The sequence below is a fragment of the Spirosoma montaniterrae genome (assembly GCF_001988955.1).
Taxonomy (GTDB): Bacteria; Bacteroidota; Bacteroidia; order Cytophagales; family Spirosomataceae; genus Spirosoma; species Spirosoma montaniterrae.
The window spans coordinates 3,696,308-3,716,744 of the sequence record NZ_CP014263.1; the positions used below are offsets into that span (position 1 = coordinate 3,696,308).

Consider the following 20,437-nt stretch of genomic DNA (forward strand, 5'->3'; position numbering starts at 1 on the left):
ATTACTTAAGCAATGCTCGGAGCCACTTCGCAAATCGAAGCCACTAATTGCTCGTGCATCAGCGATTTGGTGTTGCGATTGTCGCTGAGTACTTCATTCTCCGATACGGCAATGGCCACCCAAACAGCCGCCACGGCCACTACCAGCACGACAACTGCAATCACCGCACAGGTACCGCTGTTGGCATCAACGGCCTTGCCCTTCTGCATGTCGGCCACCAGCTTCTCGATAGCCTGAGCGTCTAACTTGCCCCCCTGCCGGGCCGCTTCCGCCTGCGCTTTGGCCTGCAAACGACCCAACTCGGCCTTGTCCAACTCATAGAGCACGTCCAGTGCCTGACCCACCAGAGCCTGCCCCTCGGCCAAAGCCGCACTCACCCGCAGATGGTCGCCACTCTTCATGGCCGACTTGAAGTGGGCAAAGTAGCCCGGACGAGCCGACTCGATCTGGGCCAGCACCGCCTGCCGCACCTGGGCCACTGCCGCTTTCTGGTCGCTGCTCTGCTGCTGGTTGAGGTAGGCTGTCTGGAACGATTGGGTTTCGGGCAGCATCTGGGCATAGCGGCCCTCTAAGAAAAACACCCCGGCAAACAGCTCCTGACCGCTCAGAAAGGTGGCGCGGGTAGCCTTGTTGTTGAGGGCGAAGCTGTGAAAGGAGGCCAGCACGAAGCAGATCAGCAGGGGCAGAGCCGTGTAGGCATTCAAGAACGATTTGCGAATTGAGGTAATCATGGTTGATAACTTGGTTTAGAAGGTTTTAGAAAAAGAAGTTGAAGAAAAAGACTCAGAAAAAGGGGCGGTATTCAGGCACCGGTCTGCTCGAACACCAGCCCATACGTGTCTATGAAAACTGCTTATGCGATAGTCGGGGCTACATTGCAGATAGATGCTACTAACTGCTCATGTATCAGCGACTTGGTGTTGCGATTGTCGGCAGACAACACTTCTTCAGCTACCAATGCAACGGCTACAAGTACAACAGCCACAGCTACAGCCACTACGACAACTACAATCACCGCACACGTACCGCTGTTGGTATCAACGGCCTTGCCCTTCTGCATGTCGGCCACCAGCTTCTCGATAGCCTGGGCATCTAACTTGCCCCCCTGCCGGGACGCTTCCGCCTGCGCTTTGGCCTGCAAACGACCCAACTCGGCCTTGTCCAACTCATAGAGCACGTCCAGTGCCTGACCCACCAGAGCCTGCCCCTCGGCCAAAGCCGCACTCACCCGCAGATGGTCGCCACTCTTCATGGCCGACTTGAAGTGGGCAAAGTAGCCCGGACGAGCCGACTCGATCTGGGCCAGCACCGCCTGCCGCACCTGGGCCACTGCCGCTTTCTGGTCGCTGCTCTGCTGCTGGTTGAGGTAGGCTGTCTGGAACGATTGGGTTTCGGGCAGCATCTGGGCATAGCGGCCCTCTAAGAAAAACACCCCGGCAAACAGCTCCTGACCGCTCAGAAAAGTGGCGCGGGTAGCCTTGTTGTTGAGGGCGAAGCTGTGAAAGGAGGCCAGCACGAAGCAGATCAGCAGAGGCAGAGCCGTGTAGGCATTCAAGAACGATTTGCGAATTGAGGTAATCATGGTTGATAACTTGGTTTTAAGGGTTTGACATGAAAGAATTGTGAAAAAATGGACACGAACTATCGGGGTGATGGCTCAGACCGGTAAGCCAACACACAGCGACTATCTTAGAAAATTAAGATACAGAGTAAGAAACGGTCGGTGGCCGAAGCACCCCGAAACCGTATAATCAGGACGGATTGGCCGAAATCTGGCAGATAGAAGCTACCAACTGCTCGGTTAACAATCGGGAATCGGCCTGAACAGTTTGCTCCACAGCAACAACATAAACTACAACCGGGCAGTATAGAATTACAATCAGCGAACAGGCTAAATCAATAACCGGAGGCAGCGGTAAAACAATGCAGGTGCCATTACCCTGACGAGTCTGATATTGTTCTTTTTGCAGGTTCTTAGCCATTTGTTCGACTACATCACGGGTCAGTTTGCCCTCGTCGGCCAATTTCAGCGTTTGCCGCTGAAGTTTTTCGATTTGTTGCATATCCAGTTTGTAGAGCCGTTCGGCGGTGGCTTCAACAACCTTGCGTGCTGCCCGTAAAGTCGATTCTACCCGCAGGTGATTGCCGCTTTCCATCGCTTTTTGAAAATTGTCAAAAAACATCGGCTGCTCGGCCCGGATGGTTGCCACGAGCTGATTTCGGGTTTTGTGAATGGCATCTTTGCTACTCACCTTCGCAAGCTTATACGAGTAGGTCATACTCACACTTTTGAGTTCGGGAATGGCTTCGGCATAGCGGCCCTCCAAGAAAAACAGGCCCCGAAACATTTCCTCGCCCGAATACCGGTGCGAAACCCCGAGCGGACGAGCCTGAGCAGCCCAACTGGCAACCAATAGACACACTAACAACGGAAGAGCCGTGTAGGCATTCAGCAGATACTGGCGAATAAACGTAGTCATGAGTGATAAGCGGTTAAGGGTTTAGGAATCAGGAAATTGGTAAGCTCATTGTTCTTCTTTGAGATCGCTCTGGCGACGTTCGCGGCTTTTGGCCGACTCCTGGCGCGGACCCGATTTGCCAATCCGGTAAATCACCGTCAGGCGAATGCCCCGATTGTACTGGTAGGCTATGCTGCGAAACGCGAAGGTGTCGGTTTCGTTGTAGCTCACCCACGCTGCCCGGCGTTGCAACGGATTGTCGATGCCGAGCGCGATGCTGCCTTTTTGCTGTGGCAGGTTCTTACGCACACTCAGTTGATAGTACGTGAACGCCTGGTCGCGGCCCTGTAGGCGCAGACGGGCCGAGTTATAGCCCCCGTAAAGCTGCACGGCCCATGTTTTCGCCAGTTCGTAGGTCGAAAGTGTACCGAGCGTGTAGTTAACGCCCCTGTTGGTCAGGTTGCCCTGCTCAGGCTGGCTCACCACCGACGCATAGTACAGATTGGCTGTGCCGATGGTTTGCCAGCGTTGCCAGAGTTTCACCGACATGTAGAGGTTGAGACCAATGTCGGTCTGGCGGTCTACGTTCACATACTGCGTCACCAGCGTACTGCCAATCAACGCATTATACGGGCTGATGGGATAACTGGTCTTCCGAACAAACGCGCTCAGAATAAGTGAGTTGGCTTTTATATAGGTGCTGTAACTCAGTTCTGCGGTCTGCATCTGCTCGGGTTTTAGCAGCGGACTGCCTGTGTAGCGGCTCACCGGGTCGGTGGTGGCTACGGCAGGGTTCAGCAACTGCGCAGGTGGCCGCTGAATACGCATACCATACGAAAACTTCAGGCTTCGGGCATTTTTCAGCCGTTTCTGGAAGAGCACGCTCGGGAATAAGTTAAGATACTGTTGCTCACGCTGGTCGGTGGTTTGGCGGATGTCGTTGTGGGTATGCTCAAGCCGCAGCCCGGTTCGCAGACTCCACTTCTTTTTTAAATCCCACTGGCTCGACACATATCCGGCACTTATCTGCTGGCGGTAATCCAGTGTGGTCAGTCGTTGAGTGCTCAGCGAATCGCTCAGGCTGTTGCCGATATGGCGCATCGTGAGCCGCAACCCCGTCTCAACCAGCCAATTTCGGCGAATAGGATGTTGATAATCGGCCTGAAACACCTGCTCGTCGTTCTGCGACCGAATGTCGGCCTGGGTAGGCGGAGCGGGCGTTGCCAGTGTTTGATTTCGGGTAATGCCGCCCGTCCAGCTCAGCGTCAATTCCTGTTGTACCCGTCCAAACGTGTGGTTGTACTCAACCGTCCAGTCGTTGGTTTTCGAATCGATCAGCGACTGGTAATGCCCGGCTGGCAGCGTTGTTTCGCCCGTACCCGAACTAAACTGTGCGTCGCGGTCGGTTCTTACGCGCCTGACCCGGTGGTTCAATCCAACCAGTAACCGGCTTTTGCCCGACAGGCGGTATTCAGCATTGGCGTTAGCATTCACGACCTGTATGCCGATGGTGCCGCTGGCCTGTTGCCGGGTGACCAACTGCCGGTCGGTGCCGCGTATCTGGTATATGTCGGCCTCAGCCGCGAAGGGATTATAGAACCAGTTCCCGGTTAGTGACGAACTGATACTCAGCTTTTTGTAATTCATCGACAGCGTGCTGGCGGCATTGCTGCCCGTGCTGCCGATGCCACCGTTCAGCGTGGCGTTGACGCCCTGTGCGAGATTTTTCTTCGTCACAATGTTGATGAGCGTAGCCCCTTCAGCGTCATACTTTGCCGATGGCGAGGTAATGACCTCAACGGTTTTGATCGACTCTGCCGGTATCTGCCGCAGCAGTTCGGCGGGGTTATTTGACAGCACCGACGAGCGGCCATTCACCAGCAGTTTCACGTTGGCCGTGCCCCGTACCGATAGCCCACCATCGGGCAGCACCGTTACGAGCGGAACCTTCCGCAGCACGTCGGTAGCCAAACCGCCCTGAGCCGTATTGTCACGGTCGGCATGGTACACCAGCCGGTCAAGTTGCTCTTCTACAATGGGTTTGCTGGCTCGCACCGACACTTCCCGGATGGTGGTGGCATTGGCTTTGAGCATGATGGCCAGTACGGTCCGCTGGTGGGCGTCGGGTGGTGGAACGGGCAGGCTTTTCGGCGCAAACCCCACGCTCGACACGTCGATTCGGTAAGCAGTTCCAGGCAGTATCTCGACAGTAAACTTACCGTTGGCGTCGGCAGTAAGGCCATTTAACGGTCGTTGTTGCCGGAGATCGAAGAGCTGCAAAGTAGCGTAAGGTACAGATTGCCCCGACGTTGAGTCGGTTACGGTGCCCTGAACGATCCACTTACTCTCCAGCCGGGCCACGGCAAACGTATCGGCAGGGCAGCGAAACGGTGTTGTTGGTGCGCCAAAACCTGGCAGGGTGCCGATCAGGAGCCAAATTACCAAATACGCTTTCATGGCGGCTGGGAGTAAAGATGGATACAGCAGTGAAAAGTCTTCGCCTGACTTATTCGCTATTTAGCGGCTGGCATGTCGAACAGATTGTCGCTGATGGGCTTATTGACCTCGAAGCTGCGGTCGATTATGTTCGCTTTGTTGCCGCTGCTAATTACCTCAACGGTATGGGGAAACCAGTAGCCATCTATGTTCCGATAGTCGGCATAGAACACCTCCGAACTTTTGGTAATCAGCTTAACGAGCATGTGATTCTGCTGCGACACGAATGCGACGTATTGATTGCCTGTCGGCGTTGTCACGGTCAGCTTATAGCTTAAATCGCCTTCTATTTTTTCATCGCCATCGTAAGTTATGGCGAATCCTTTTTCATGGGCCGTAACGAGCGGACCGAACAAATCGGCCTGTGCGCATACCGAACGGGCCTGCCGGGCCGATAACGCCACGGGCTGAGCATTGCCATACTGAGCCGGGTTTACCTGCCAGCCGCTGTCGGCGCGGGCCGCAACAACGATTTCGAAGCCCATCGCGTTCATCTCGCTCCGAACACCCTTACCAGGCAGAATATATAGCGTTTGTGGAACTTCCTGCCCCTGAGCTGAGGTGGTTTGTTTAACAATAATCGATTTGAGCGCGTTGAGCTTTTCGGTTCCGCCGAGAGCCTCAATGTGCTTAGTCAGTACGGTTTGAGCCGTGAGCGTGGGCGTTTGCACAGCCGCAAAACGCACGGGAGTGCTCTGGCCCTGGGCCATCGTCAGGGCAGGCGAAGCAGCCACAAGCAGGGCCGATAGAAAGAGCGTTTTCATAGGAAAAAGGGTTTAGGAATACGTTAGTTTTTTTGAGAGCCTGAGACCGTAATTCACACAAACAGCAGATCAAGCCCCAAGTCTTCACCCAGCCAGTGGCGAAGTGTGGCATCAACGCCCAGCATACCCGTCTGCAACGATCCATCGGGCGGGTAACGTCCGGCTTTCACGACGTCGATAAGTTGCTCAAGCCAGTATTCGCCTTCGTGCAAAAAATCAGCGCGTCCGGTAATTCGGTACAACTGTCGGTACAGCAAACTCAACCCGGCCATACCATCGGTTAGTCCGATGCGTTCAACACGCACTTTGTTTGTAGCCCGCCGTTGCAGCACATAGCCCGATAGTCTGTCAGCCCAGCGGGCCAGATCAGGCTGGTTCAGCAGCCGGTGCGCCCGGTAAAGGAGCAGCAATTGCCCCACGTCGCCCGTTTCCCAGGAGAACCGCTCCGGTAATGTCCACTCCGTTTCGGCCACCGTTATAGGGAAAATAGACCAGTTGTCATCCTGCGAATCGATTGGTATCTGATGGTTAGCCAAATACCGCACATACTGCTCGATCAACCGTTCCACTTCTCTAACGCTGCCCACTATACGTTGAGCCATAGTTGCGTTGGTAGCCGCTTCTGTCAAAGTCAAAATCAGGCCGGTTTGTCCGTAGCCAACAGACAGGTCGGTGATCGGATGGTTGCTCCCGGTGCCACTCTCCACTACCTGCGTAGTTAACTGGCTGGCGTATTTTTGTGCGTTCGGCGCATATAATCCTGCCCGAATCAGGTAATTTAGCGAGGTTGAGCCGCCCGTCAGCAGGCCCACATGCCCTCGCTCAAACTGCTCGGCGGTCTGTTTGTAAAGCCGGGCGTTAACTTGTTCGAGCAATAACCACAGCAACTCATCGGGTGGGCCATGCCGGTAGAGATACAGACACCCCAGCAACGTTGGTAACAGGGCCGTATCTGACACCGGCTCATGCCGACTTAGCACTTGCTCCAGCCAGAGCCGGTCAGTGGTCCCGGTCCACAATCGGCAAAGCCAGCGGTTGGCATCATCCATCTGCCTTAACGCTTCGTGGGCCGTGTGCATCAACTCATCCACGTATTGCTGCGCTTGTTGCAGGTAATTGACACGGGCCGGTGAAATCGGGAGATTCATACTGACGAGCAAAGCATTGAGCGAACGATAAACCAAAGCAAGCTGGCCGGTGCGGTTTTTGCCAATTTTTTATACCAACCGCCTATTTCCCGATAAGAACACCTGCATTGTCGGTACACCTATCAGAATGTAAGCGTAGTTGGCAGCGTTTGGGACATACATTTACCCTGCCCGACAGACTGCTTTGGCGACAGGTTAGCAATTTTTTTTACATTGAGCAGTAGTTGGCCGGAGTTGCGGTAAGGGTTTTCATAACTTATTTTGGTTAGAGTTTACGATTTGTTTGCGTTTGATGTCTGAAAGTTGCAGTATAGAATCCATCCACCATAAAATATTATACGACGCCCTTTTTTCACGATACGAAACCGCTTTATGTCTTCACTTCGTCAATTATCAGGTTGGTTAAAAATGAATCGAAAACCTATTCTGATTCATGCATCGGTCTGGATTGTCTATCTGCTTCTTAACAACTTACTGCTATTCAATTGGAATCTTCAGCGGTTGTTTATTGTACAGATGCCCTTCACCTACGGCCTTGTGGCCATATTGTTTTATACCAACGTTTACGCTATCATTAATCCCTGTGTTCAACGCAAACAATATGCTCGGCTGTTGCTCTATACAGTGTTGTTAGTCGGCAGCTACGTAGCCATTCGGCTGTGGTTATTTGACATCGTATTGCCGGGGCTGGGTATTCGTACTATTTACTCAGAGACATTTATTGTTTACAATCGTTTTATTCCCGATTCGCTTTGGCTGGCTTTGCAGTACATTCTGCTGAGCTACGGCTACTGGTTTGCCATGTATTCAATTCGGCTGGAGCGGGAAAAACGGCTGAACGAGCAGCGCATAGCCGCACTGGAAGTCGAAAAAGCCCGGTCGGAACTGGCTTTCTTGCGGGCACAACTGAATCCGCATTTTTTATACAACACGCTTAATTTTTTCTTTTCCGACGCGCTCATGGTGTCGCCCCGGCTGGCCGATTCCATTATGGCTCTGTCGCAAATGCTACGCAGTGTGTCGGAAGTGGGCTATCAGTCGCTGGTAGCCGTTGGGCAGGAGTTGAACTATATCCGATGCTATCTGAAAATTCAGCAATACCGCTTCGGCGATCAGCTACACGTACAGTTTCAGGTCACGGGCCAGGAATACGAACAGCATCTAACCATTCCGCCCCTGATTCTAATCTCGCTGGTCGAGAATATTTTCAAATACGGCGATGTGTTCGACGCGGCCACACCGGCCCGTATCACTGTTGACTTAACTGATGATCAGATTCGTTTTTCAACGATGAATAGCAAAAAAGATGTTCCTAATTATATGCAGGGAGGACTTGGACTTGCAAATATTGATAAACAATTAAATTTGACCTTTGGTAATCGATATAGTTTTGAAAAACAGGAAATTAATAATATATTTTCAACTTCATTACACATCAGCGTGACGAACTTGTAGGCACTAATTCATTTATCCGATATGATTAATTGCTTTATTCTTGACGACGAACAGGCCGCTATTAACGTTCTGACCAAATATATTACCGACACGCCCTATTTACACCTTGCTGGCAGCACCACCTCGGCCCCACAGGCAATTGAAATGCTGAAACAAACGCCAGTCGATCTTCTTTTTTTAGACATCCAGATGCCTTTGCTGACGGGGCTACAGTTTATTGATCTCTATGGTAGTAATTTACAAGTTATTTTTACAACCGCCTATAGCGAGTTTGCCCTGAACGGTTTCGAGCGAAATGCCCTCGATTACCTGCTGAAACCTATTCCGTTCGACCGGTTTCTGAAAGCAACTGAAAAGGCTCTCAACTATTTCAACCGGCAGGCCATAACGCCCAACGCGCCAGTAGCCGACGACTTCATCCTGGTCAAAACGGAACACAAAGGGAAGCTTCGGAAAGTTAATTTCGATGAAATTGTGTATATCGAAGGCTTGAAGAACTACGTATCGATTTTCACCAATAAGCAGGAACAGATTGTAACCTACAGCGGCATTGGTGAACTGGAAGAACGGCTGCCACCCCGTCAGTTTGCCCGCGTACATCGCTCTTATATTGTAGCCATCCGCATGATTAACGCCATCGACGGCAATGAGCTGTTCATGAAAGATGCACCCCGCATTCCAACGTCGGGCCGATACAAAGACGAATTGCTGACGCTGCTGCAAAAATCTATTCTCCAGAATAAGTAATCTGTCTTCGCATGGCTCAATTGCTGCCAGCCGATTTTTTTGTGTTGCGCCGGCCACTGCTTGCACTCGATGAGTTTCTGGCCGTAGAACGGCAGTTGGCCGAGGGGCAATCCTTAGCCGACGTGCTATTGGGCGTGTATGCCGATGAACTGCGCCGGGAAGCTCTTTTTTATGCATCGCCAACAGTACATGCCGCGCTGGTAGCCTGGCAAACGGGCGGACCACTGCCCAATGAAAAACTGCTGCTGACACTCTACAAGTACTTCGTTAGAATGACTACCCGCAGCACGCCATTCGGCCTGTTTGCGGGTATCGGTCTGGGGCAATGGGGGCAATGTCGGATCTGCGCGTGGGGGCCACCGTTTCCCGCCACCTTCGATTAGATGCGGGTCTGGTTAGTCAGTTAGCTCACACAATCAGCCAGTTACCATATATCCGACGTCAATTATCCTACACCACCAACGACAGCGTGTGGGTTATAGGCGATGTGCTGCACTACATTGGCTTCAACGAAGAGAACGGGCAGCGGAGTTACTATCAAAACGAAGTTAAGACCGATGCCTGTTTGCTTCAGCTTCTTGAAAACGCTCGGCAAGGACTACCTTATTCAACTCTTTCGGAACAACTTAAGCAGGCGGGCGTCGACACCGATACGGTCATGTCGTACCTTGATGCGCTTATCGATAGCCAACTTCTGGTATCGGATCTGAGCATTAACCTGACCGGACCCGATCCGCTGGTACGGCTGAACGAGCGGCTGGCGACACGCTCAGGCACCGGCCCGCTTGTGGAGCGGCTGACGCACCTGCAAGCTCTGCTGCCCTGCTGCGGCCCAATGAGCAATCAACAGATAGAAACGCTGCTGCACGAGCTGGCTGTATCAGCACAGCCGCCATATGTGCAATGCGACACTTTCTTGCCCGACGATACCCTTGTGCTTAGCACCGTTGTGCAGGCCGAGTTGGGCCATACGCTCTCCGATCTGGCAGAGCGTAGCCGCCCATCTGTCAACTCATCGCTCGATACGTTTAAACGCCGATTTTTTGCCCGCTACGAAAATCAGGCTGTACCCTTGCTGGAGGCATTAGACCCCGATGCTGGCATTGGCTACGACCTCCATCAGGAAATGCCGACGCCCTGGTTAGATAGTCTGCCCTGGCATTCGGAGGCTTCATCGGCCCCGGCTGAAACGGTTGTTTCTGAACATCTACTCAAACTCTACGTCTCGGCTATCCAACAGCAAGAAATGGTTATTCAGCTTACCAAACAGGATTTGGATACTATTCTACCTGTTCAACCTAACCTCCCACTGCCGGGTAGTGGCTATGCAATCGGGCAGTTGATGGGCCAGCCTAACGCGCCCGATTCATTATTTTTGCTGAAAGGAATGGGAGGTCCATCGGCAGCAAATTTGCTGGGGCGATTTGCCCACCTTTCGCCCGAACTCGAAGCCCGGCTGAAGCAGTGTCTACAGGATGAACAGGCCATGTATCCCGATGCGTTGCTGGCCGAACTCGTTCATTTGCCCGGTGCCCGAACCGGCAACGTACTCCGTCGGCCTATATTACGGCCCCATGAACTGCCGATCTTAACCCGGTCTATGGTGCCAGAGTCGCACCAGTTGTCGCTCCGGGAGTTGCGCATAGCTGTGCCAGATGGGCAGCGGGTCGTTTTGTTGTCGCACCGGCTCAATCAGCAGGTTATACCAAGACTTTCCACGGCCCATAATGTGCAGGCCGGGGGGTGGCTCATTATAGGTTTCTGTATGACCTGCAACAGCAGGAAGCCAGTTTACGCATAGTCTGGGATTGGGGACCACTGAAGACCATGCCGTTTTTGCCGCGCCTAACCTATCGAAATGTGGTACTCAGCCGGGCGCAATGGCATCTGCGTCGACAAGATGTTGAGACTATACCCAGCACCGCGTGGGTCAACTGGCAAACTGCCCATCGGCTTCCACGCTATGTGTTGCTGGCAGAAGGCGATAACGAACTGGTGATCGATACTGAGATAACCGTGGGGTTACAGTTGCTGACGCAGGCTCTCCAGCGCAACGGTCAGGTAACGCTGCTTGAGTGGCCCGAGGCTGTAACCCGGCCACTGGCGCACTCTGATCAGGAGCAGTACTGGAGCCACGAATTGTTGATTCCATTGCGGAATACCACTCCGCAGCCAACGCTGGCAAAGCTATTGGCGACACCTGTTTCTGCCTCGGTTCACGACCGTTTGTTTGCGCCCGGCAACCGCTGGCTGTATCTTAAACTATACGTAGGCCCTGCCGCAGCCGACGCGTTACTGGCCGAACACCTACCGGCCCTGCTGGCGAGTTTACAGGCACAAAACGCGCTGCAATCTTGGTTTTTTATCCGCTATGCCGATCCGGAAAAACACCTTCGGCTCCGTTTTCTGGCTTCATCAGGCCAGACAGATACTGTTCTTCAGGTTATTAGCAGTTGGGCCAACGCACGCATGGCCGCCGACAGCCGCATTTACCGCGTACAGTTCGATACTTATCAGCGTGAACTGGAGCGGTTCGGACCAAAAACTATCGAAATCTGTGAAACGTGGTTCGGCCACGACAGCCAAGCCATTGTACAATTACTGGGCTGGCTTATTCACCAACCCGACTGGCAGCGGCTCCGGGTGGGCTGTTTGTTTGTGCATCAGTTGCTTACGAGTTGGGGCTATACTATCGCCGAGCAACTTGAACGAATCGAAGTCTGGCGCGATATGTTCCTGCGCGAGTTTAAGGCCGACAAGTTGTTTCAACATGAAGTTAATGCACAATTTCGCGTATACCGGCCCTTCCTGGATAAGCCCACTCCAAGCGAGCCGATGTTACAGCAATGGCTGGCGGTCTACGGTGAGCAGGCTGCTGCTTTTCAGCAGGAACTCAAACGGGCCGACCCCGCTTCACCCAACCGGCTGCTACCGCACATCACCCATTTATTTCTTAATCGGCTGTTTGCCGATAGTCAGCGAAAACACGAACAAATCATCTATTGCTTCCTGTATAAGTTGCTGAAACAATGGCAACGAACCTAACGCTCTCAGCTATAGACCTACGGTGTCTTTGGGAAACCTCGCGTGTTCGACCTATCGCCAACCCACTTTTGAAACAAAATTAATGTTGGGAATGCGATTCTGTTGTTTCTTTGAGGGTATACATAGAAAAGTAAAAACAATAGGATCGCATTCATGAATCAACCTACGCAACCCCGGTCCCGGCTTCGGGCAACGCTTCTGCTAATTGGCATCCTCGGCCTGATTCTGACCAGCATTTTTCTCAGCCGCAGCAGTGTTGGCCAAATCGAAAAATCAGTTGCCTCGATTTACAAAGACCGGCTCGCCCCAACAGCCATCCTTGTGCATTTAACGTCAAACCTCTACGGCAAACGGCTTGTCCTGGAAAACTACCTGCTCTCTGCCGAAAGGCCCGACCCAACGCTGCTGCAAGGCCAAATGGACCGCAGCGACCGGCATACCGACTCGCTCCTGACCGAGTTTGAGCAAACCCGGCTCACCCAGCGCGAGGCCGAAGAACTCCGGGCCTTCCGTCAGTACATCACGGAATATAACCAGTTAGAGAAACAGGTATTGCAACAGGCTACAACCAACCGCACGCAGGCCCAGAAAATGCTGTTTACAGGTTCGGGAAATACAGCGTTTGGGCAGGCCGCCACCAAACTCGATGAGTTATCGGCCCTGCAACTGACCGTTGGCGAAGAACTTCTGAGCGAGTCGCGCAGTAACGTCGATCATATTTACGTATTCTCGGCTTTGCAAATCGGCCTGACGCTGCTGATTGGCATCATCGTTTTTCGGCGGGGCATTTAAACCTACTCCAGCAACACCAGTATATCTTCTTTAGTCAGCGACTTCATGAAGTTCTCTTCGGTTGTAATCAGGCTACCGGCCAATTGCTGCTTGGCCCGCTGCAACGACAGAATTTTTTCCTCGACCGTATTCTTGGCAATAAACTTGTACGTAAACACGGTTCGTTGCTGACCAATTCGATGCGCCCGGTCAACGGCCTGCGCTTCTATGGCGGGGTTCCACCACGGATCGAGAATAAACACGTAGTCAGCCGCCGTGAGGTTGTGGCCCAAACCACCGGCCTTGAGCGAAATCAGGAACAGCTTCACCGAATCGTCGGTCTGAAACAGCTCGACCTGACTTTGCCGGTCGGTGGTTGAGCCGTCTAAGTAGGCATATTTGATGCCGCGCTCGTTCAGGTGTTGTTCAACAACGCTCAGGTGCTTGATGAATTGACTGAATACTAACACTTTGTGGTGTTCGGTCATGGCACTTTCAAGCCGCAGCAGCACGTCATCCAATTTGCCAGAATCGCCTTCGTATCCGGCATCGACCATGCGCGGGTGGTTGGCAATCTGCCGCAGTTTGGTTAGCCCCTGCAATACAATCATCTGCGACTTGGCCATACCATCTTCCTCAATTCGTTCCAGAATCAGGTTGCGGTAATACGACTTGGCCTCTTCATACTGCTCGGCCTGATCGGGCGACATGTCGCAGTAGAGTACGCTCTCCACTTTTTCGGGCAAATCAGTAGCTACCTGCGCTTTGTTGCGCCGGAGCATAAATGGCTTAATCAGGCTATATAACCGATTGGTCTTTGCTTCGTCGTGCCGCTTTTCGATGGGTATCTGAAATTCATTTCTGAAAAACGACTGACTCCCCAGCAGTCCCGGATTAATAAATGTCATCTGACTCCAGAGGTCCATTGTGCTGTTTTCGAGCGGGGTTCCGGTCAGAATCAGCCGGTGCGCCGTATTCAGTTGCATTACGGCCTTTGTGATGTGCGACGACGGGTTTTTGATGGCCTGCGACTCATCTAAAATTACATAGTTGAACCGGTAATCGCTCAATAAATCGATGTCGATGCGCACGATGCCGTATGAGGTTAGAATCAGGTCGTAGTCGTCAAATTGGGCCGTGTTTTTCTCCCGATACGTACCGGTGTAAACCATCACGCGCAGGTCGGGGGTAAACTTGCGGGCTTCGAGTTCCCAGTTGTAGAGCAACGACGTAGGCATCACCAGCAGGTTTGGCCGGGCGGCATCGGGTTCCGTATTGGCGGCTTCCTTTTGCCCTTCCAGCATGGCAAGTGTCATCACGGTCTTGCCCAGGCCCATATCGTCGGCTAAACAACCACCAAACCGGTATTGGCGCAGGAAGTTCATCCAGTCGTAACCGGCCTGCTGATAGGGGCGCAGCGTGCCATTGAAATGCACTGGAATCGGGTACGATTCGATCTCCGAAAAATCGCGCAGGCGTTCGAGTTTGCGGCTCATCACCGTAGTGGCGAGGTTGTCGCGTTCGAGTTCCTGTACGAGCGCAAGGTGGTGTTTGCGCAGCACAAGCCGGTCGGCCCCGTCGGCATCGATACCACCCGACCGCTCCAGAAAGCCGAACAGTTCGGAGTAGCGCGTAAACCAGGTTTCGGGAATTACGGCCACTTCGCCATTGGGGAGTGTAAATTCGCGCTTCTTGTTGAGAATGAGCGTTCTGAGCTTCAAAAACGGAATCACGAACTCGCCAAACTGTACATTGGCGTAAATATCGAACCAATCGCGGCCTTCTTCTATCGACACGTTAATGCTCGAATAGCCCAGAAAATACCGCTTCGTATCCTGCGCGTGTTGTTGCAGCACAAACCCGGCTTCCTGAATTTTGGCACTGTTATCGGCCAGCCATGCAAAAGCTTCGGCTTTGGTCAGGGCCATACGCCCGTGCCGCAGATCAAGACCGGCTTCGCGCAGAGTGGTCAGTTTTTGCCGTTCGAGCCGCTGATCCCGACGAATCTTATGAAAAATATACTCGTCGCCTTTTTGTTCTAAACTGACATTGGCCGACGGGCCGAAATTATCGTACCGAAACATAGAATCGCCGTACCGAAACGACAGGTCGAACGCAATTTTCCGGGTACTTTCGTCTGTCTCGACTACCTCTGCCGAATTGCCTTCGCGCCCTACTGCGAGCGTTGACATGCTTCGGCTGCTCGTTACCAGTTCCGACACTGTCAGCACCGGTTGAGGCTCAATCACTTCGCTGCGAATCTCGAACCCTTTGGCATATACGTCGTATGAGGCTATCAACTGCGTCACAAATCGTTCGTAATACTGTGGTTCCAGATTGCGCGGAATCACGATATGGTTTTTGGTAAAAAACGGGCGGAGTTTTTTGCCATCAACGTTACGGCTAAATTGATACAGGCGGTTATTTACCAGCAAACAGGCCGGTTCGTCGCAGACCATAAGCGCGTCTTTAAACTGGAATTCTACGCGCTCGGTTTCGCCGGTTGAGCCGGTTGGATAGCGAATAATGGGGAAGTAATGCGTTGAATCGGCATTACGCACAAAATGAAAATGTACCCGCGCCGGTTCGGGCATCCACGTAATTGGTTGCCAGGCCGGGTTGCCGTCGTTGCCCATCACATAAAATGGCTTGCCCGGCATTAGCGTCATAATTTGGGCTTTCAGGTTTTCGAGATACCCGGCAATGGCTTCCTGTACTAATTTATCGCCTTTTTGGGCGTCGTAGATTTTCAGAAAAAAATCAACGGCGGGCAATCGGCGGGTGTTGAATTTCTTAACAATGGTATCCTGTTGAATGCTGTCGATGAGCCGCACAAGCTCAAAATCGCGCTCATCGAGACCGCGCGCAAACTCGCCTACGTTTTGGGTCGACAGCGTTTGGTTTTGCAACGTCAATTCGCCCCGGCTGTTGCGTTGAACCACGAAGGCTTCGATCAGGTAGCCCAGAAACTCGTGGTCGAGCAGCGAGTACACAATTTGAAAGGGTTGTGTGGGGTGAACTTTCATGCAAAAACACAATTTACCAGACCAGCCTGCACACAGGCTATATCATAGAAAAAACGGATGATTGGTTATCGATAAACGGCGGGGCTGTTCGTTAAAAGGTTTAAACCGCTAATAGATAACTGTTTAAGTCCATTTTTTCAGAACTAACGGTCTCAAATATACGAATCAAACTATATTCTCCAAGTGTATGTAAATTAAATGATTTTAACTCAACAGGTTATGTCGCGTACTTCTGTTTACGGGCGGAGTTTTTGCGGGATTCCGGCTCAACAATCGCGGCTTTTAACGTACTTTGGGGTAGCACCATCTGACAACCGATGCTTTATGCCCAGTAGTGAACCTGATAAAACCCGGCCTATTCAACGCAACGATAGTTTTCTGCGCCTACGCAAAGACAAGCTGATGGTCTACGTCGATCCGCACTTCGGATTTATCCGGCAGGTGTATAAGGGCGTGTTCTACATCAAGAAATGTGCGTACTGCAAACGCACGTTCGAGGCTAAGCGCAGACACGCGGCTTTTTGCAGCCCCACCTGCCAGCAGGCGCACCGCCGGGGACGTAACCGCTAACAATTCGCCGATGATGTGGTTACACTACCACATCACTCGACATTATGCATCGTTCGTTTCAGGTTCAGTTACCTGCCGATAAGACTTCCGCCGTTATGAACGACCTCCTCCAGATTGACGAGGTCGTTGGTTTGGCCCTCTACCCCGACAATTCGTATAAACCTACGCCCGGCGACGTGCTGTCGGTACAACTCCTTAACCGGGGTTCCGATAAGGTGCTGCGGGCCATTGCCAACCGCTGTGGCGATGCACCGTATCTGGTTAGCACCTCGCTTACGGAAAGCATCATCGAAACCGGCCAATCAGGGAAGCTCGAAAACGACCTCGACGAAGCCATTTGGGAAGAAATTGAAACGGGCATGCGTCATCAGGGGCGCGTGACGTTCAATTTTGTGGTTCTCATGGCGCTTGGTGGCATTATGGCAACCATCGGTATCGTTGCCGAACCCACGCGACAGGTGATGCCGTTTGTGGCAGCGGCCATTATTGCGCCGGGTTTCGAGCCGGTGGCAGCGTTGGGGCTCGCGTTGGTACTGCGCCGATGGATTGTGCTATGGCGGGCGTTCCGGTCGTCGTTGGTGGGGTATAGTACCCTCATTGCAGCTTCAGCCCTGACGTTTCTGTTTCTGCAAGCCATTGGCGAGGCCACCGTAAGCGATTTCGCGGGCAGCGAAGAAGTAAAGCACCTCGCCCACCCCACCACCGCCGACACGCTGCTGTCGGTTTGCGGCACCATTTCGGGGGCCATTATTATGTCGTCGTTTCGGAAGAGCGTGATTGCCGGGGCGTTGATTGCGATGGTGATTATCAACGCAGCAGCCGTGGTTGGCATCGGCCTTGCCAGCGGTCGATACGACTTAGCCGGTCAGGGTCTGCAACGCTTCGGCGTCGACGTAGCAATGATTGTAGGGGCCTGTATGCTCGTGTTCTGGGCCAAACAGCAGTTTTTCCACAACCGCAAACCGATAGCGTGAATCAATTGTCCCGTAGGGACATAACAGCGCAGCGTCGGTAGCCGAAACAGCGAACCCATAAAACAACACTCCCGGCCATGCCTACGCACAGCCGGGAGCGAAAAACTTACACCTTGTCACCTTATACCTTACCACTCACTTAACTCCCACACATCTCACAGCCTTCCGGGTCGTCCAATGAACAGGTCATGGCGGCATATTGCTGCTCCAGTTCCGTTACCATCGGTACGGGGGTAGGTTGTTGATTGGTGGCGTGGTCTTTGGCGTACTGCACGTAGTCGAGGGGTTTTTCGACGGCGATGGTTTCGGCCAGTACGGGTTCCAGTTGCGGTTCGGCCTGCGGCTCTACCGTGAACTTCACAGCATCGGCAGCGGCTTTCGTGCGGAGGTAGTACATGCCCGTTTTCAGGCCCGCTTTCCAGGCGTAGAAGTGCATCGACGTCAGCTTGCCGAAGTTCGAGTCCTGAATGTGAATGTTCAGCGACTGCGATTGGCAGATATACGCGCCCCGGTCGGCGGCCATGTCGATGATGTGCTTCTGCTTAATCTCCCACACCGTTTTGTAGAGGTCGCGAATGTTTTGCGGAATGCCCGGCACCTGCTGCACCGAGCCGTTGGCCCGAATCAGGTTGTTCTTCATCGTGTCGTTCCAGAGGCCCAGCTTCACGAGGTCTTTGAGCAGGTGTTTGTTCACCACCACAAACTCGCCCGACAGCACGCGCCGGGTGTAGATGTTGCTCGTGTACGGCTCAAAGCATTCGTTGTTGCCCAGAATCTGCGAGGTCGACGCGGTTGGCATCGGGGCCAGTAGCAGCGAGTTCCGAACGCCGTGTTCTACTACGTCTTTGCGGAGGCTCTCCCAATCCCAGCGGCCCGACTTGGGCGTTACCGGTTTTCCGTCGCGTTCCCACATATCGAACTGGAAGATACCCTGCGAAATGGGCGAACCTTTCCAGGTTTCGTAGGGGCCGTGTTCTTTCGCCAGTTCCATCGAGGCCGTCATGGCACCGAAGTAGATGGTCTCGAAAATGTCTTCATTCAGTCGACGGGCTTCGTCGCTCTCAAACGGCATTCGCAACAGAATGAACGCATCGGCCAGCCCCTGTATGCCCAGCCCAATCGGGCGGTGACGCATATTGCTGCGCCGGGCTTCTTCAACCGGGTAGTAATTGAGGTCGATGATTCTGTTCAGGTTGCGGGTGGCTACCTTCGTAATCTCAAGCAGTTTCTGGTGGTCGAACCGCAGAATACCGTCGGGGTCGCGCTTGATGAACTTCGGCAGGGCAATGCTGGCAAGATTACAAACCGCCACCTCGTCGGGAGCCGTGTACTCGATGATTTCGGTGCAGAGATTGCTCGACTTGATGGTGCCGAGGTTTTTCTGGTTCGATTTGCGGTTGGCCGAATCCTTAAACAGCATGTAGGGCGTTCCGGTCTCGGTCTGCGACTCCAGAACTTTGAACCACAGTTCCTGCGCTTTGATGGTTTTGCGGGCGCGGCCTTCACGCTCATACCGCTCATACAGAGCCTCGAACTCTTCGCCGTAGCAATCGGCCAGACCGGGGCACTCGTGCGGGCAGAACAAACTCCACACGTCGTTGTCTTCTACGCGCTTCATGAACAGGTCGGGCGTCCAGAGGGCATAGAACAGATCGCGGGCGCGGGATTCCTCTTTCCCGGAGTTCTTTTTCAGGTCTAAGAAATCGAAAATATCGGCGTGCCAGGGTTCCAGATACACGGCAAACGAACCTTTGCGTTTCCCCCCTCCCTGATCGACGTAGCGGGCCGTATCGTTGAACACGCGCAACATCGGAATAATGCCGTTGGAGGTGCCGTTGGTGCCTTTGATGTACGTACCGGTGGCCCGAATGTTGTGAATGCTCAGACCGATACCACCCGCCGACTGCGAGATTTTGGCGGTTTGCTTCAGCGTGTCATAAATGCCGTCGATGCTGTCGTCTTTCATCGTCAGCAAAAAGCAGCTACTCATCTGCGGTTTGGGCGTACCGGCGTTGAAGAGCGTGGGCGTAGCATGTGTAAACCACTTCTCGCTCAACAGGTTATAGGTTTCTACAGCCGCGTCGATGTTGTCTAAGTGAATGCCTACGGCCACGCGCATGAGCATGTGCTGCGGGCGTTCGGCGATGCGCCCGTTGGTTTTCAGCAGATACGACTTTTCGAGGGTTTTGTAGCCGAAATAATCGTAGCCATAATCGCGGTCATAGATGATGGTGCTGTCGAGCAGGGCAGCATTGGTACGCACCACGTCGTAGACTTCTTTCGAGATCAGCGACGCATTTTCGCCTGTTTTTGGGTCCTCGTAGTGGTAAAGTTGTTTGATTGTACCGGAGAACGATTTGTTGGTTTCCTTGTGCAGGTTTGAGATAGCGATCCGGGCGGCCAGGATGGCGTAATCGGGGTGGCGGGTAGTCAGGGAGGCAGCCGTTTCGGCGGCTAAATTGTCGAGTTCGGTGGTTTTCACCCCGTCGTACAGGCCATTAACGACCTTCATGGCGACTTCTACCGGCTGCACATAGGCAGGGTCAAGGCCGTAGCACAGCTTCTCGATACGAGCGGTAATCTTATCGAACTTGACCGACTCCCGGCGGCCATCACGTTTGATTACATACATAATGTTCTGGGATTAGTATAGAAAGAATGCGAAAATTCAGTGAAACGAAGTTTTAAAGTTGCTTTCAAATAGACGGAAAATCAACCCGTAGGGTTCAGTCCTTTTTTGACTTCGGGGAAATGTGCAATTCTGCTATGTAGGTTAAGAAATTGTTAAGCGGTATGAATGAATCACTTAGCAATAACCTATCAAGAGAATGATCTAAAAAATAAATCTTCGGATTTATTTTGCGGCAGAGCCGAACGGTGAATGCAACGTAGAGAAGGGTACCTAGTAGTCGAAATGTAGGAAAAATTGTCGGTCGCTGCAAGTCAATATTACGGCATTATTAGGCAACGGCCACTTTTAAA

At 52.8% G+C, this 20,437-nt stretch carries 16 protein-coding genes; 8 read left to right on the forward strand and 8 right to left on the reverse strand.

Annotated features, from left to right (window positions below; translation table 11 throughout):
* Window positions 1-5: 5 nt before the first annotated feature.
* The 6 genes from AWR27_RS16000 to AWR27_RS16025 form a co-directional block, all read right to left on the reverse strand.
* Window positions 6-731: a sporulation delaying protein family toxin gene (locus AWR27_RS16000; protein WP_077132099.1), complete on the reverse strand. Its 726-nt coding sequence runs from the start codon at window positions 729-731 to the stop codon at window positions 6-8.
* Between the two features lie 122 nt (window positions 732-853).
* Window positions 854-1,582, reverse strand: a complete 729-nt coding sequence (locus AWR27_RS16005; protein ID WP_077132100.1) for a sporulation delaying protein family toxin — start codon at window positions 1,580-1,582, stop codon at window positions 854-856.
* A gap of 169 nt (window positions 1,583-1,751) precedes the next feature.
* On the reverse strand, window positions 1,752-2,480 hold the full coding sequence (locus AWR27_RS16010) for a sporulation delaying protein family toxin (RefSeq protein ID WP_077132101.1): 729 nt from the start codon (window positions 2,478-2,480) through the stop codon (window positions 1,752-1,754).
* A 45-nt stretch (window positions 2,481-2,525) separates the two neighbouring features.
* Window positions 2,526-4,916 carry a TonB-dependent receptor gene (locus AWR27_RS16015; RefSeq protein WP_077132102.1) on the reverse strand — a complete coding sequence of 797 codons (2,391 nt, stop codon included), beginning with the start codon at window positions 4,914-4,916 and terminating at the stop codon, window positions 2,526-2,528.
* A gap of 56 nt (window positions 4,917-4,972) precedes the next feature.
* The gene (locus AWR27_RS16020; RefSeq protein ID WP_077132103.1) at window positions 4,973-5,719 is read right to left on the reverse strand and encodes a hypothetical protein; all 747 of its coding nucleotides are present in this window, start codon (window positions 5,717-5,719) and stop codon (window positions 4,973-4,975) included.
* Window positions 5,720-5,772: 53 nt separating this feature from the next.
* Window positions 5,773-6,867, reverse strand: coding sequence for a glycoside hydrolase family protein (locus tag AWR27_RS16025; protein WP_157579244.1), 1,095 nt, complete (start codon window positions 6,865-6,867; stop codon window positions 5,773-5,775).
* A gap of 408 nt (window positions 6,868-7,275) precedes the next feature.
* Here AWR27_RS16025 and AWR27_RS16030 point away from each other — a divergent pair, with 408 nt between their 5' ends.
* From AWR27_RS16030 to AWR27_RS16055, 6 genes are all read left to right on the forward strand, one after another.
* Window positions 7,276-8,322 carry a sensor histidine kinase gene (locus tag AWR27_RS16030; protein WP_077132105.1) on the forward strand — a complete coding sequence of 349 codons (1,047 nt, stop codon included), beginning with the start codon at window positions 7,276-7,278 and terminating at the stop codon, window positions 8,320-8,322.
* A 21-nt stretch (window positions 8,323-8,343) separates the two neighbouring features.
* Window positions 8,344-9,069 (forward strand): LytR/AlgR family response regulator transcription factor, encoded by a 726-nt coding sequence (locus AWR27_RS16035; protein WP_077132106.1) that lies wholly within the window; start codon window positions 8,344-8,346, stop codon window positions 9,067-9,069.
* 11 nt (window positions 9,070-9,080) lie between these two features.
* Window positions 9,081-9,452 carry a lantibiotic dehydratase gene (locus AWR27_RS16040; RefSeq protein ID WP_077132107.1) on the forward strand — a complete coding sequence of 124 codons (372 nt, stop codon included), beginning with the start codon at window positions 9,081-9,083 and terminating at the stop codon, window positions 9,450-9,452.
* Complete coding sequence (locus AWR27_RS16045; RefSeq protein ID WP_198045016.1) at window positions 9,404-10,870, forward strand: lantibiotic dehydratase family protein; 1,467 nt, start codon at window positions 9,404-9,406, stop codon at window positions 10,868-10,870. The genes AWR27_RS16040 and AWR27_RS16045 overlap by 49 nt, the downstream gene beginning before the upstream one ends.
* Window positions 10,813-12,114: a thiopeptide-type bacteriocin biosynthesis protein gene (locus tag AWR27_RS16050; protein ID WP_077132108.1), complete on the forward strand. Its 1,302-nt coding sequence runs from the start codon at window positions 10,813-10,815 to the stop codon at window positions 12,112-12,114. The genes AWR27_RS16045 and AWR27_RS16050 overlap by 58 nt, the downstream gene beginning before the upstream one ends.
* 153 nt (window positions 12,115-12,267) lie before the next feature.
* Window positions 12,268-12,906 (forward strand): MCP four helix bundle domain-containing protein, encoded by a 639-nt coding sequence (locus tag AWR27_RS16055; RefSeq protein ID WP_077132109.1) that lies wholly within the window; start codon window positions 12,268-12,270, stop codon window positions 12,904-12,906.
* A 2-nt stretch (window positions 12,907-12,908) separates the two neighbouring features.
* Here the strand turns inward: AWR27_RS16055 and AWR27_RS16060 are convergent, their stop codons facing one another.
* On the reverse strand, window positions 12,909-15,911 hold the full coding sequence (locus AWR27_RS16060) for a DEAD/DEAH box helicase (protein WP_077132110.1): 3,003 nt from the start codon (window positions 15,909-15,911) through the stop codon (window positions 12,909-12,911).
* Window positions 15,912-16,235: 324 nt separating this feature from the next.
* Between AWR27_RS16060 and AWR27_RS16065 the strand changes: the two genes are divergently transcribed.
* Window positions 16,236-16,481, forward strand: coding sequence for a hypothetical protein (locus AWR27_RS16065; protein ID WP_077132111.1), 246 nt, complete (start codon window positions 16,236-16,238; stop codon window positions 16,479-16,481).
* 95 nt (window positions 16,482-16,576) lie between these two features.
* On the forward strand, window positions 16,577-17,455 hold the full coding sequence (locus AWR27_RS16070) for a DUF389 domain-containing protein (protein ID WP_198045017.1): 879 nt from the start codon (window positions 16,577-16,579) through the stop codon (window positions 17,453-17,455).
* Window positions 17,456-17,594: 139 nt separating this feature from the next.
* Here the strand turns inward: AWR27_RS16070 and AWR27_RS16075 are convergent, their stop codons facing one another.
* The gene (locus AWR27_RS16075) at window positions 17,595-20,087 is read right to left on the reverse strand and encodes a ribonucleoside-diphosphate reductase subunit alpha (RefSeq protein WP_077132113.1); all 2,493 of its coding nucleotides are present in this window, start codon (window positions 20,085-20,087) and stop codon (window positions 17,595-17,597) included.
* Between the last annotated feature and the right edge of the window lie 350 nt (window positions 20,088-20,437).